We start from the raw sequence: 13,359 nt of genomic DNA, 5'->3' as shown, positions 1-13,359 counted from the left end.
CCCAGCTCAGGATCAGGCGTCCGCAAACACCGACCAATGAACGAGGCCTTCGACGACGCCAAGGGCGAACGGCGTTTTCGCGCTGTAGATCAGCGAGTTGTCCCGCGCCATGTCAAGCAGTTCGGGAAGGGCATTGGCGACGACAATCCCGCGCGCACCGGGCAGCTCGAACATGCTGCGATCATTGTTGGTATCGCCGGCGACGACCACCTCATCGAGGCCGATGCCGAGCTCATTGCAGAGCCAGGCCAGCGCCTGGCCCTTGTCTGCTGAGCGCGGCAGGATGTCGAGATCGCGTCCGCTCGAATAGACCATCGTCACCGACAGGCCGGCCTCGGCCAGAGCACGCTCGATGCTGGCAAGGGCTTCCGGACTTGCATCGAGCAGGTACCAGCTCGATTTGAAGGCGTGCTGATAGCCGTCGGGCTGGCGGACGGTGTCTTTGAGCGACCCGAGCACCGCATCGACCTTGTCAAGCGACCAGCCTTCCGAAAACCTCTGGGCAAAGTGGCTCAATTCAGGAAAATGTGCGAGGCGCGGGGCGTGCCGCGGACCGGCGAGCATCGTGCCGACACCGCCGATCACATAGTCCGGCGCCGGCAGGCCGACTTCGTCGACGAAGTTCAAAATATCATCGGCCAGGCGACCGCTGTTGTAGACGAGAACCGGCCGGTGCTCGGGATCGAGCGCTTGCCATTTTGATCGAAAGCGTGACGTCGCCGGCGCATCGCCCGCCAGGGTCCCGTCGAGATCACTCGACAAAAGCGCGATCGGTTTCAATCGCCGTCGTTCCACGGCTCGTCCCAGTCATGATCGTCGACCGCCTTCAGCACCGGACGGCCTTCGACAAGGCTGACCAGCTGCTGCGCGATGCCGGTCCAGGTGAACAGGCTGCGCGCCTTGTGCGCGCCCATGCGGCCCAGGCGGCCGTAAAGGCGCTGGTGCTTCATCGGCTTGACGATGGTGATGCCGAGATCTTCCTTGTCGAACGGATCGCCAAAAAGCGCATGCCGGCCATAGCTTATCCCGCGATAGAGGCCGCCATGGATCGTGACCACTGTCGGCGTTCCGCAGGCCATTGCCTCGATCGCGGTCATGCCGAACGGCTCGTAGCGGCTCGACAGGACGAACATGTCCGCCGCCCGATAGGTGTCGGCCAGGTCCTCCTCGGCGACATAGCCGGAGAAGACGACACGATCCTGCAAGCCTAGCTGCTCGACCTGTTGCTTGAGCTGGTTGAGGATCTTCTGTTCCTGCTCGTCCATGTTCTCGCCGCCGACAGCGAGCCTCAGGACCGCATCCGGCACACGCGGCGCCACCACGGAAAACGCATCGATCAGCAGGTCGTAGCCCTTATTGGTGGCGAGCCGGCCGAGCGCCAGGACCGTTCGCCCTTCGAAGCCGAGCCGATGGCGGATCAACCGGCGAGACGCCTCGCTGACCGGGAAGAAGCGGTTGTCGTCGTAACCGGGCGGGATCATGTGCACGCGGTCGCGCTCGAGGCTGTAGTCCTCGACCAGCATGTCGACCTGCGGCGGCGTCGTTGCGATCACCATGGCGCAGCTTCGATAGATGATCGTCTCGTGCTTGATGCGCTCGCTGAAATTGAACTCGGCCTCGAAAGTATCGGCCTTGTCAGGGTAGTCCGTCTTCATCTGGCGCTGCTTCCAGATGCCGAGCGAATGCGGCGTATGGATGTGCGGGATATTGAGCGCTTCGGACAGCCGCTGCCCCGCCACGCCCGCATCCCAGTAGTGACTGTTGATGAAGTCGTAGGAGAGATTTTCCCGGCGAATCAGGCGCAGCGCGTTTTCACACCACTCGAGAAGGTGGCGGTGGAGATATTCCTTCGGAATAAAATCGGGTCCGCCACAGGCGACACGCAGGACGCGAACCCCGTCGGCCACTTCATCGACAGGAGGCTGGTCTTCAAATCGTCGCGTCCAGATATCGACGGCATAACCCAACTGGGCCAGCTTTTTGGCAAGTTCCAGGACATAGACCACCTGTCCGCCGGTATCGGCCGCGCCCAGTGGCGGGTTGGCTGCTACGTAGCCGTGGGTTGAAATGAGAGCAATTCGAGGTATCGCCGCATCCGAGTCCGGCATCTGTATCCTTCTCTACGATTGATCTGCGCACGCCGCAGCATGCACAAGTTGGGTTATATAAGGTTTCCAGCCGCCATCCGCAAATGTCGAAAGCGCCAGGCGGCCGCCAGGCTGGTGGCACGTCGGTGAGAATATTGACTCCGCCCGCAATGGTAGCCCCCAGAGACGCCGATAGGGAACATACCGAGGAGCCTCGGCGCAACGCTTATGGGAGAGCCGAAGACGTTGTGCGATTGGTCGATGATTGCGCCCGCTGACATCGACTTCGAAATCTGACAGACGCTGTAGCAATTTGACGCTGCTCATGATCCTTTCTGGAAATCGATTCCGATTTTCATGGTCATGCGCTAGACCTGACACGCAGCTTTTCCGGAATTCTGAATGGCGGGAGGCGCTTGTGGAAGGCCAGGACGAACAGACGACCGGCGCCAGGACCGCTGAGGACAGCGCCGACATCTATGGCGAGGACGGCGCCATTCTGTCGTCGTTCCTTGCCCAGATCGGCGCCGCGATCGCCGATCGCGACACGCTGACGCTAAAGCGTGAAGTCGACGACCTGCACCAATCGGAACTCGGCGACCTGATCGAGGCGCTTCATCCAGAACAGCGCCGCGCGCTGGTCGAATTGTTGGGCGCCGACTTCGATTTTTCCGCGCTGACCGAGGTCGACGAGGCTATCCGCCGCGACATCGTCGACAGCCTGCCCAACGCCCAGATTGCCCAGGGGGTGCAGGACCTCGATTCCGACGACGCGGTCTACATTCTCGAGGATCTCGAAAAGGAAGACCAGGACGAGATCCTGTCGCAACTGCCGTTCACCGAGCGGATCAGGCTGCGCCGCTCGCTCGACTATCCCGAAGAGACCGCCGGCCGCCGCATGCAGACCGAGTTCGTCGCGGTGCCGCCATTCTGGACGATCGGCCAGACCATCGACTACATGCGCGAGGACAACAACCTTCCCGACCGCTTCAGCCAGATTTTCGTCATCGATCCGAGCTTCAAGCTGCTCGGCGCCATCGACCTCGACCAGATCCTGCGCACCAAGCGCTCGATCAAGGTCGAAGAGGTGATGCATGAGACCAGGCACGCCATTCCGGCGACGATGGACCAGGAGGAGGCGGCGCGCGAATTCGAACAATACGACCTTCTCTCTGCTGCCGTCGTCGACGAGAACGAGCGGCTGGTCGGCGTGCTGACTATCGACGACGTGGTCGACGTCATCCAGCAGGAAGCCGAGGAGGATCTGCTGCGCATGGGCGGTGTCGGCGACGAAGAATTGTCGGACAGCATCCTTTCGACCTCGCGCTCGCGCGTTCCGTGGCTGCTCGTCAACCTTTTGACGGCGTTCCTGGCGGCCTCGGTGATCGGCCTGTTCGACCGCACGATCGAGCACATCGTGGCGCTGGCGGTGCTGATGCCGATCGTGGCGGGCATGGGCGGCAATGCCGGCTCGCAGACCATGACGGTCACGGTGCGGGCGCTGGCGACCAGGGACCTCGACATCTACAATGCCGGCCGCATCATCCGCCGCGAGATGGGGGTGGGCTTCATCAACGGCATCATCTTCGCCATCCTGATCGGCATCGTCGCGGCCGCCTGGTTCCGCGATCCCAATCTGGGCGGCATCATCGCCGCGGCGATGATCATCAACATGTTCGTGGCCGCACTTGCCGGCATCCTGATCCCGCTGCTGCTCGACCGGTTCAAGATCGACCCGGCCGTGGCTTCGGCGGTTTTCGTCACGACGGTTACCGACGTTGTTGGCTTCTTTGCCTTTCTCGGCCTCGCCACATGGTGGTTCGGCGTGTGAGCGACGCCACTCAATTGACTTTTACGTAAATGCCATGCGAGATTTTGGAACAGCCTCTGGCCGATTCTGACACGCGTGCGGATAGCGAGACCGCATGGTTGGAACTCGCAGCGCGGCCGGGCATTTGGAGTAATGATGCGGGAATATTATTCGATAACCGAACTGACCCGCGAATTCGATGTTTCGACGCGGACGCTGCGCTTTTACGAGGACGAGGGGCTGGTGCAGCCGGTACGGCGCGGCCGCACGCGGCTGTTTCGCCCGTCGGACCGGCACCTCATCCGCCAGATCATGCGCGGCAAGAGGCTCGGCTTTTCGATCAACGAGATCCGCGAAATCATCCAGATGTACAAGGAGCCGCCCGGCGAGGTCGGTCAGCTCAATCTGATGATCAAGCGCATCGAGGAAAAGCGCGAGGATCTGCGCCAGAAGCGCCGCGATCTCGAAGAGACCCTGGCCGAACTCGACCAGGCCGAAGAGTCCTGCGTCGAGCGGCTGGTGGAGCTTGGCGTCAACACCTGATCGGCCTTTTTGATAATTCTACTCTGGCGGCCAGCCAGCGTGGCTTTCTGCGCTTCCGATGCTCACCTACTCAAATGTACGCTCCGCTCCGGTTGCCGCCTCAAATCCAGCGGCGCACCCTTTTTGCGTAATCCCGGTATTTCTTGCCGAATTTCGTTGCCAGAACTTTTTCCTCGCCCTCGATCGCCATTTTCTGCGTTGCGAAGGCGGCGATAATCGCCAGCGGCAGGAACCATACGTTCCCCGAGATAAGGGCAACGCCGATCATCAGCAGCGTGTTGGCCAGATAGATCGGATTGCGGCTGACGGCGAAGGGGCCCGATGTAACCAGATGGTCCGGCACGGCGTTCGGGTGGAGCGTCGTCTTTGCCCGGATCATGATGCGGATCGCCGTGAACCAGAGTGCGACGACGCCGAACAATGCCACCCAGCCGGCCGCGAACAGGATATCGCCCAAAAGGCCGCCGATCCATGGCAGCGGATAAAGCAAGCCAAGCGCGATGCTGACGGCGATGGCCGCGACATAGATCAGCGGCGGCCACGGTATAAACCCCGGTTTTTGCTGTCCCGGTTTCTGTTGGCCCGGTTTCTGCTGATGGTCGGTCATTGTGCTCCTCCCTCCATCAAAGTGCCGTCGGCCTTGGCAGTGCAGGCGCCGGCGAGTTCGTCGAGATGCGCCTTCCATTCAGCAGCCTGGTCGTTGCGGTAGAGCCGATCAAGCGTGGCCTCGCCCTCGAGCGTATCGAGCATGCAGACACAATAGCTGCTGCAGAACTCCGTGTCGCGCGATTGCTCGCACGATGCCTGGCATTCTTTTAGGAAGGTGACCTGCCTGGTTTCGACGGCTGCCGGCATGACTTGCGAAGTCAGCCAGACCGAGCCGATCAGCACCGGCTGGTGGATCAGATAGAAGGCGAGGCTGTGCCGGCCGATAAAGACCAGCGGATTAGTCCAGCGGCCGGGCGTTAGGCCCGCCAGCCGCGTCAGCATGCCGGAGGCGAAGGCAAGCTTTGCCGCTGCGATGCCGGCAAGCACAGCGCCGAACCATGGAAACAGCGGGACATAATCGTTGGAGCGCGGGTTGGTTGCCGACAGGCCGACCCACCACAGGGCCGGATGATCGAAGATCTCGGACCTGAGGTAGAGCGGCGCGGTGATGACGAAAGCTGCGACAACCAGCGTCAGCAGCGCCGGCAGCCGCAGAAACGCCAGGCCGAGCAGGCTGGCGAGCGCGATCTCGTGCAGGATGCCGAAGAAGATGAAACTGTCGGGTGTGGCAAGCCTGGTGGCGGCCGATATGGCGAGCGCCGCCCCGCCGACCATGGCGAAGCGTTTCCAGAAGCCGTTCCAGCGGATTTGCTTGCCATGGGCGAGGAACAGGCTGACGCCGACCAGGAACAGGAAGGTCGAAGCGATGCAGCGCGCGTAGAATTTCCACCAGCCAAAGGCGGTCAGGCCGGGATCGGTGTAGCCGAAGAATTCGAGATCCCAGGTGAGATGGTAGCTCGCCATGGCAAGCAAAGCGATGCCGCGGGCGACGTCGATGGCGATGATGCGCCTGGATCGGTCCTGAACGGCCGGCGTAGGAATGGTCATGGTCTCGCAATTCTGATTCAGTGCTGCAAGACGACTATCATGGTTGCCCCGGACAAAAGAAGACAGGGCCCATTGATGCCCAGGGCTTAGGCTAAAGCGCCGTATGCCGCTCGCAGCCAGTGGTCGAGGCCGGCGCCGCCCCTCATTGCCCTGCCGGGCATTTCTCCCCGTGAACGGGGCGAAAGAAGCTGGCCGCAACGCCGGCGCCCTTCTTGCAACGCTGGTGATTGGCGAAACCATCGATGACAGCGCCCCCTCTCCCCGTTCTACGGGGAGAGGATGCCGGCAGGCAGGTGAGCGGCAGCGCGGACGATCGGCTTTCAACCTGTCAAGATCGCGGCGTCGAGGAACCAAGCTGGTCTGCCGGCACGGCGCATTCGCGCTGCTAGCTGGCGGAATTTGGTTTGCCGGGCGCGGCGATTCTGCCTATAGTCGCAGCCGTCGTCGGTTCCGTTTTGGAACCAAGAGGGAATGCGGTAGGGGCAAATTCGCCCGATGCCGTGGCTGCCCCCGCAACTGTGTGCGGTAGTCCTCTCCATATGCCACTGAAGATTTTCTTCGGGAAGAGCTTCTTCGGGAAGGTGGGGAAGGGCGCTGATCCGCGAGCCAGGAGACCTGCCGGCGACAGGAGAACTGACTTCTATGCCCTCGGGTGGAGGGCGAAAGGACAAGACATGAATACCGCTTCCGTCTCGCTCGGCGCTTCCGTCTCCTCGCAGTCGCGCTTTGTGCAGTTGGCGCTTGCTGCATTTCTCGGCGTTTTCGTCATGGGCTTTGTCGGCTTCTCGCATATCGATGCGGTCCACAATGCCGCTCACGACTATCGCCATTCGATGGGCTTTCCATGCCACTGACGGGGGGCCACTGACGAGGGGCTGACACCATGACACTGTTTCGCAACGTCGTGTTCATCGCGGCGATCGCAGGGCTAGTGGCCGGCGTCGTTCTGGCCTGCATGCAGGCCTACGCCACCGTGCCACTCATCCTCAAGGCAGAAGTCTACGAACAGGCCGGCGGTGGTCACACGCATGACCATGGTTTGTCGCCGGCCGCAGCAGGCAGCAATGCCATGAGCAGCGCCGTGCCGGCTGAAGCAGCCACCGCGGAAGAGGAAGGCTGGGCGCCGGCCGATGGCTTCGAGCGCTTCGCTTTCAACGTCGTTGCCAACGTCGTCACCGGCATCGGCTTTGCGCTGATCCTGGTCGCCGCTTCGGAATTCGCCGGCGGCATCGGCAATTGGCGACAGGGCCTGTTCTGGGGCCTTGCCGGCTTCGCGGTGTTCACGCTGGCCCCGAACCTCGGCCTGCCGCCCGAACTGCCGGCGATGCCGGCGGCCGATTTCGCCCAGCGCCAGATCTGGTGGACGGCGACCGTGGTGGCGACGGCTGCCGGTCTCGGGCTGCTCGCCTTTCGCAAATCGCTGCCGCTGGCCCTTCTTGCCGTAGCGTTGATCGTCGCGCCGCATATTGTCGGCGCGCCGCAGCCCGAAAGTTTCGAATCGCCGATCCCGGAAGGCCTGCACCACCAGTTCGTGGTGGCGGTGACGCTGACCAATCTGGTGTTCTGGCTGGTGCTCGGCGCTGTCGTCGGCGTGGTGCGCGGCCGCTTGACCGGCGCCGCAACCGGCCTGCGCGACAGCCTTGCCTGATCGCGCTGCTCCAGGCAGCAAGCTGACCCTGGTCGTCGGCGGTGCACGCTCGGGCAAGAGCGCGCATGCCGAAAGCCTGGTGACGGCCTGTCCAGCGCCGTGGACCTACATCGCCACGGCGCAAGCCTATGACGACGAGATGCACGAACGCATCGCGCTGCACCGAGCGCGGCGTTGCGACGGTTGGACGACGATCGATGCGCCGCTCGATCTCGTCGGCGCGATCGGGGCGCTGCCTGACGGCCGGCCTGTCCTGATCGACTGCCTGACGCTGTGGCTGTCCAACCATATGCTGGCCGAACGCGACATTGAGGCCGAATGCCGAGGGCTGGCGGATGTGCTGTCGCGGCCGCGCGGGCCGTGGTTCGTGGTTTCCAACGAGGTCGGCCAGGGCATCGTGCCTGACAATGCGCTTGCCCGCCGGTTTCGCGATGCCGCCGGCCGGCTCAACCAGCAGGTCGCCGCCGTCGCCGGCACGGTGCTGCTGATGGTGACGGGACTGCCGCTCAAGGTGAAGTGATATGACCGATATCGATGACAGGGACGAGCAACGCCACCGCGCCAAGATGGCCAAGCGCAAGGCGGTGCAGGACGCCGAGGTCGCGGCCAAGACGGTCGAGAAGGGACTGCTGATCGTCAACACCGGGCCCGGCAAGGGCAAGACCACTGCCGCCTTCGGGCTGGCGCTGAGGATGCTCGGCTACGGCAGGCGCGTCGGCGTCGTCCAGTTCATCAAGGGCAAATGGCATACCGGCGAGAAGGACGCCTTTGCCGCTTTCGGCGACCGGGTCGTCTGGCACACGATGGGCGAGGGTTTTACCTGGGAAACGCAGGATTTGAAGCGCGACATCGCCGCCGCCGAGGCTGCCTGGGCCAAGGTGCTCGAGCTAATGGCCGATCCATCGATTAGCCTTCTGGTGCTCGACGAGTTGAACATCGCGCTGCGCTACGACTATCTCGATCTCGACACGGTGGTGGCGGCGCTGAAGGGCCGGCGCGAAAACCTGCATATCGTCGTCACCGGCCGCAACGCCAAGCCGGCGCTGGTCGAGGCGGCCGATTTGGTCACCGAGATGGGAGTTACGAAGCATCACTTTTCCGCCGGCGTGAAAGCGCAGCAAGGCATAGAGTTTTGAGGTTTCGTTCGCCTCTTCTTCCTTCTCCCCTTGTGGGAGAAGGTGGCCTCTCGCGAAGCGAGGTCGGATGAGGGGTGTTCTAGCTTGGCACCGACAGCACTCCGTCCAACACCCCAACCGTCTCGGCGCTGCGCGCCGATCCACCTTCTCCCACAAGGGGAGAAGGAAAGGCCGCACAGTGGACGTCACGCAACGATGACGATCACCGACAGCAAGCCGAACAGTCCCATCAGCAGAAAGTCGGCAACCTGATAGAGTCTTAGCGCTCGTCTGATGTCCACGCTCTCGACATCGCGGCGGCCGCCTTCGCCCATGAACGCGTCGTCGACCATGACGCCGTCGTAGGAGCGCGGCCCGGCCAGCGCCAGGCCGAGCGCGCCGGCCATCGCCGCCTCAGGCCAGCCGGCATTGGGCGAGCGGTGCTTTTTCGCGTCGCGCCGCACGGTGCGCCAGGCGTTGCCGGCATCGGCGTCTTTGACGAGGAAGGCGGCCAGCACGATAAGCAGTGCGGTCAGCCGCGACGCCGGCAGGTTGATCAGATCGTCGAAGCGCGCCGCCGCCCGGCCGAAAGCCTCATGGCGCGGCGTGCGGTGGCCGATCATCGAATCGGCGGTGTTGGCGGCCTTGTAGGCGACGCCGCCGGCCAGCCCGCCGACGCCGATCCAGAAGACCGGCGCGACCACGCCGTCGGAAAAATTCTCGGCCAGGCTTTCGATCGCCGCGCGGCAGACACCGGCTCTGTCGAGCTTTTCCGGATCGCGGCCGACGATCTGCGAGACGGCAACACGACCGATGTCGAGTCCGCCATTGTCGAGTCCGTCGGCCACCGCCTCGACATGCTCGGCCAGGCTCTTCTGCGACAGCAGCGATGTCGCCAGGAGCGCGGTGAGGATCAATCCGGCTGGAATGCCCGCAAGCATGGTTTCCACAGCGAAAGCGATGGTGGCCGGCACCAGCACGATGATCAGCAGCGCATGAACACCGCGCCGGCGGCGCAGGGCGTCGGAATCAGTATCGCGGTTGAGCCTGCGGTCGAGAAAGGATATCAGCCTGCCGAACCAGGTGACGGGGTGGCCGATCGCGCCGAGCAGCCAGCTGGGATAGCCGACAGCGAATTCAACAAGCAGTGACAGGAAAGCGATCAGGATCGACATGAAGTCTCTTGATAGAGCGGCGGCAGTGGTGGATCACGGCGGAAGCCTTGGCCGGGCGAGGGCGCTTTTTCCGCATGCGCCGCAGCCCTTCGTCGACCTCTCGACCGGTATCAATCCGCACTCCTATCCGTTTTTCGAGCTGCCCGCCACCGCCCTGTCGAGATTGCCGGAAGCTGCGCGGGTCCGTGATCTTGCCGATGTCGCGGCGAGCGCCTATGGCGCACCATCGGCGGCCAATGTGGTGGCAGCGCCGGGCACGCAGATCCTGTTGCCGCGCGTCGCTTCGCTGGTCAGCCCCGGCAAGGCGCTGGTGCTCGGGCCGACCTATGCCGAGCATCAGCGGGCAGCGGCCATCGCCGGCCATGCGGCGATGGAGGTCGACGATTTCGATGCCCTGGCAGGAGCCGACCTTGCCATCGTCGTCAACCCCAACAATCCGGACGGTCGCATCGTCGAGCGCGAGAAGCTGCTTGCGCTTGCCGAACGATTGCGCGCCAGAGGCGGGCTGCTGGTCGTCGACGAGGCGTTCATGGATGTCGGCCCGCTTGGCGAGAGCCTGGCCGGCGATGTCGAGCATGGCGGCATCGTCGTGCTGCGCTCCTTCGGCAAGTTTTTTGGCCTTGCCGGCCTGCGGCTCGGCTTTGCATTGGCCGACGCACTGACGGTCGAACGGCTGGAGGCGCAGTTCGGGCCGTGGGCGGTTGCCGGTCCGGCGCTCGAATATGGCATCCGTGCGATTGCCGACAGCGGCTGGCAGGCCGAGATGCGGCACCGTCTGGCCAGGGATGCAGCGCGGCTCGATGCGCTGTTCGGCCGCTTCGGCGTTGCTGTTGCCGGCGGCACCACCCTGTTCCGCTATGTCAGGCTGGCGGACGCCGCCGGTCTGTTTTCGGCGCTTGGCGAGCGCGGCATCCTGCTTCGGCATTTTCCCGGCCGGCCGGAGGTGCTGCGCGCCGGGCTGCCGGGACCTGACGAGGAATGGCGGCGGCTCGAATCGGCTCTTGCCGACTGGTCGCAACAGCGCGACGATGGGGCCTAAAGCGCGTCACAATTGAACGGACTCATGCGACGCGCTTTAAGTTCTTCTTTTTATGCATGTCGTTATCGCAAAACCACTGCGCACTTTTGCGCGACATGCACTGGGAGCTCAACCAATGATCCATGTCTGTTCGCTGTCGAAAATCGAGGAAACCGTCGCGAAGACCGGGGCCGAGCGGCTGCTTTCGCTGCTGGCTGCCGGCACCGAGGTGACGCGGCCGGCGTCGATCGCCCGGGAGAACCATCTGCACCTGGTCATGCACGATATCGCGGTGGCGCAGGAGGGCATGACCATGCCGGGTGAGGGGCATGTTCGCAACCTGCTCGATTTCGCGCGCCGATGGGATCGTGCAAGGCCGCTGGTCGTGCATTGCTATGCCGGTATCAGCCGGTCGACGGCCTCGGCCTACATCATCGCGGCGGCATTGGCGCCGCAGCGCTGCGAGGTCGAGTTGGCTGAGACGCTGCGTGCACTGTCGCCCACGGCGACACCCAACCCGCGGCTGATCGCGGTCGCCGACGCGCTGCTCGATCGCAACGGCCGCATGACCCGTGCGATCCAGGCGATCGGGCGCGGCGCCGAGGCCTTCGAAGGCACGCCTTTCGAGCTGAAGATCGACGGCTGATTTCCTAGTCTTGAGGACAGTTGTTTGAGCCATCAAGCCACCAAGCAACCTACTCGTGCTTTGATCGCTGCAGGTATTGGCGACGTCGGCGCTGCCCCTCATCTGCCTGCCGGCATCTTCTCCCCGTATAGTGACGGGGAGAAGGGGCTGGCCGCAGCGCTGGCGCCTTTTTTGCAATGCCGGCGATTGGCGAAAACATTGATGAGGGCGCCCTCGCCCCGTTTACGGGGAGAGGATGCCGGCAGGCAGGTGAGGGGCGGCGCGGCGCTGGCGAAAAGCCTCCTAGGCCAGCCAATCTGCAAGCTTGGCCTTGCGCACGTCCTTCAACAGGCTGATGAAACCGTCGGCTTGATGGTTGGCGGTCAGCCGGCCCTTTTCGGCCGTCGCAATGCTGGCGTCGCCGACCACGCCGTTCGGGTTGAGATCGGTGGCGATCCAGGCGAAGGCGTGCGTTCCGGTGTGGCGCAGCAGCGAAAATTGCTTTTCGGCGCGGGCGACGTTGGACACGAAATTGTCGGCCTTTGCCATGTCGACGAGATCCGGCCGGAAATGCAGCATCAGCGAGGTCTCGACATCGCCGCCATGGATGCCGTGGCTATCCTCAAGCTCGGTGTACAAGCCGGCCGGCCGGCCAAAGCGCTGCCAACTCGTCTTCACCGCCAGCATCTTTGCCCGCACGCGCAATTCTCGCGTCATGATGCCCATGATCTCCTCGTTGCCGCCATGCGAGTTGACGACGATCAGCTTCCTTAACCCGGCCCGTGCGACCGACAGGCCAAGCTCGGTCCAGCCCTCGATCAAGGTCGCCGCCGGCAATGTAAGGGTTCCCGGCGCATGCAGGTGCTCGTTCGACTTGCCCACCGCCTGGACCGGCAGGATGCGGATGTCGAGATCGCCAGGCAGGCGCGCGATCACCGTTTCGAGCATGCCGTTCATGATCGAGGTGTCAGTCGAAACCGGCAGATGCGGCCCGTGCTGTTCGATCGCCGCCACCGGCAGAACTGCGATTGTCGCCTCCGGGTCGATGGTGGCGTATTCTGTGGTCCGATAGTCGCCCCACCACACGCGTTTCGTTGCAACGGTCATTTTGAAACCTCGAGCAAACTGGCGGCGTTGGCGCTGCCCCTCACCCGTACCCTCCCCCCGTATAGAGACGGGGAGAGGGGGGCGCCAGCGTTGGAGCGCTTCCCTTCTCCCCGTCACTATACGGGGAGAAGGTGCCGGCAGGCGGATGAGGGGCAGCACCAGCCTTTGTCGTGTAACTGGAGATCAACGGCCTGTCGATTCCAGCCGGCTCCTCACCCTGCCGCGACGACCTCGATCTCGACCTTGAATTCCGGCCGCGCGAAGCCGGACACGATCATTAGCGTCGATGCCGGCGCCGGGCTGGTGAACAGGCGATCGCGAACGTCCATATAGGGTTTCAGAAAGACGCGATCGGTGACATAGGCGTTGATGCGCACGATGTCGGAAAGTCCAAGCCCGGCGTCGCCGAGAATCGCTGCGATGTTTTGAAAACAGAGCTCGGCCTGCGCGCCGGCATCCTCCGGGATCTGATCGTCCACAGTGATGGCGACCTGGCCAGAACACAGCACCAGCCGCTTGCCGGGCGGCACCTCGACGCCATGGCTGTAGCGGGCAAAGGGCGGCTTGATCGACTTCGGCGTCAGGAATTTGAACATGAAAATCTCCGGTCTGACTGCCAGCGTAAAGCCGGATCA

General features: G+C 63.4%; 15 protein-coding genes and 1 riboswitch. Of the genes, 8 read left to right on the top strand and 7 right to left on the bottom strand.

Annotation, left to right across the window (positions count from 1 at the left end; all coding sequences use genetic code 11):
• Positions 1–12: 12 nt before the first annotated feature.
• Complete coding sequence (locus AC0L2M_RS04280; RefSeq protein ID WP_473534116.1) at positions 13–780, bottom strand: HAD-IIB family hydrolase; 768 nt, start codon at positions 778–780, stop codon at positions 13–15.
• A complete protein-coding gene (locus AC0L2M_RS04275; RefSeq protein ID WP_287056118.1) occupies positions 777–2,108 on the bottom strand; it encodes a glycosyltransferase family 4 protein in 1,332 nt (443 codons plus the stop codon). Before AC0L2M_RS04275 ends, AC0L2M_RS04280 begins: the two co-directional genes overlap by 4 nt.
• Positions 2,109–2,505: 397 nt before the next feature.
• Here AC0L2M_RS04275 and mgtE point away from each other — a divergent pair, with 397 nt between their 5' ends.
• Both mgtE and AC0L2M_RS04265 read left to right on the top strand, forming a co-directional pair.
• Complete coding sequence (mgtE, locus tag AC0L2M_RS04270) at positions 2,506–3,918, top strand: magnesium transporter (protein ID WP_023798879.1); 1,413 nt, start codon at positions 2,506–2,508, stop codon at positions 3,916–3,918.
• A 135-nt stretch (positions 3,919–4,053) separates the two neighbouring features.
• Complete coding sequence (locus tag AC0L2M_RS04265) at positions 4,054–4,440, top strand: MerR family transcriptional regulator (protein ID WP_023685221.1); 387 nt, start codon at positions 4,054–4,056, stop codon at positions 4,438–4,440.
• Positions 4,441–4,540: 100 nt separating this feature from the next.
• On the opposite strand, the gene AC0L2M_RS04260 is transcribed toward AC0L2M_RS04265, so the two are convergent.
• Entirely contained in the window at positions 4,541–5,047 is a 507-nt protein-coding gene (locus AC0L2M_RS04260; RefSeq protein ID WP_051407790.1) for a methyltransferase family protein, read from the bottom strand.
• A complete protein-coding gene (locus AC0L2M_RS04255; RefSeq protein WP_473534115.1) occupies positions 5,044–6,036 on the bottom strand; it encodes a heparan-alpha-glucosaminide N-acetyltransferase in 993 nt (330 codons plus the stop codon). Before AC0L2M_RS04255 ends, AC0L2M_RS04260 begins: the two co-directional genes overlap by 4 nt.
• A gap of 428 nt (positions 6,037–6,464) precedes the next feature.
• A riboswitch (cobalamin riboswitch) is annotated at positions 6,465–6,673 on the top strand.
• A gap of 37 nt (positions 6,674–6,710) precedes the next feature.
• Here AC0L2M_RS04255 and AC0L2M_RS04250 point away from each other — a divergent pair.
• Genes AC0L2M_RS04250 through cobO form a run of 4 tightly spaced genes read left to right on the top strand, consistent with a single transcriptional unit; the run spans position 6,711 to position 8,820 of the window.
• On the top strand, positions 6,711–6,890 hold the full coding sequence (locus AC0L2M_RS04250) for a CbtB domain-containing protein (protein ID WP_023798882.1): 180 nt from the start codon (positions 6,711–6,713) through the stop codon (positions 6,888–6,890).
• A 29-nt stretch (positions 6,891–6,919) separates the two neighbouring features.
• Positions 6,920–7,684: a CbtA family protein gene (locus tag AC0L2M_RS04245; protein WP_287230283.1), complete on the top strand. Its 765-nt coding sequence runs from the start codon at positions 6,920–6,922 to the stop codon at positions 7,682–7,684.
• 22 nt (positions 7,685–7,706) lie between these two features.
• Complete coding sequence (cobU, locus tag AC0L2M_RS04240) at positions 7,707–8,204, top strand: bifunctional adenosylcobinamide kinase/adenosylcobinamide-phosphate guanylyltransferase (protein WP_473534278.1); 498 nt, start codon at positions 7,707–7,709, stop codon at positions 8,202–8,204.
• 1 nt (position 8,205) lies between these two features.
• Positions 8,206–8,820 carry a cob(I)yrinic acid a,c-diamide adenosyltransferase gene (gene cobO / locus AC0L2M_RS04235; protein WP_023798885.1) on the top strand — a complete coding sequence of 205 codons (615 nt, stop codon included), beginning with the start codon at positions 8,206–8,208 and terminating at the stop codon, positions 8,818–8,820.
• Between the two features lie 185 nt (positions 8,821–9,005).
• Here the strand turns inward: cobO and cbiB are convergent, their stop codons facing one another.
• Positions 9,006–9,974, bottom strand: a complete 969-nt coding sequence (gene cbiB, locus AC0L2M_RS04230; protein ID WP_473478096.1) for an adenosylcobinamide-phosphate synthase CbiB — start codon at positions 9,972–9,974, stop codon at positions 9,006–9,008.
• Here cbiB and cobD point away from each other — a divergent pair.
• Both cobD and AC0L2M_RS04220 read left to right on the top strand, forming a co-directional pair.
• The gene (cobD, locus tag AC0L2M_RS04225) at positions 9,973–11,013 is read left to right on the top strand and encodes a threonine-phosphate decarboxylase CobD (protein WP_287230275.1); all 1,041 of its coding nucleotides are present in this window, start codon (positions 9,973–9,975) and stop codon (positions 11,011–11,013) included. The two genes, cbiB and cobD, sit on opposite strands and share 2 nt — an antisense overlap.
• Positions 11,014–11,128: 115 nt before the next feature.
• A complete protein-coding gene (locus AC0L2M_RS04220) occupies positions 11,129–11,638 on the top strand; it encodes a tyrosine phosphatase family protein (RefSeq protein WP_473534114.1) in 510 nt (169 codons plus the stop codon).
• Between the two features lie 282 nt (positions 11,639–11,920).
• Here the strand turns inward: AC0L2M_RS04220 and AC0L2M_RS04215 are convergent, their stop codons facing one another.
• Positions 11,921–12,724, bottom strand: a complete 804-nt coding sequence (locus AC0L2M_RS04215; protein WP_473534113.1) for a creatininase family protein — start codon at positions 12,722–12,724, stop codon at positions 11,921–11,923.
• A 212-nt stretch (positions 12,725–12,936) separates the two neighbouring features.
• Positions 12,937–13,320, bottom strand: coding sequence for a RidA family protein (locus tag AC0L2M_RS04210; protein WP_287230269.1), 384 nt, complete (start codon positions 13,318–13,320; stop codon positions 12,937–12,939).
• Positions 13,321–13,359 lie beyond the last annotated feature (39 nt).

Source organism: Mesorhizobium sp. WSM4806 (assembly GCF_055811635.1).
The sequence above is the reverse complement of the archived record's forward strand: the minus strand, read 5'-3'. Positions and strand labels throughout refer to the sequence as shown.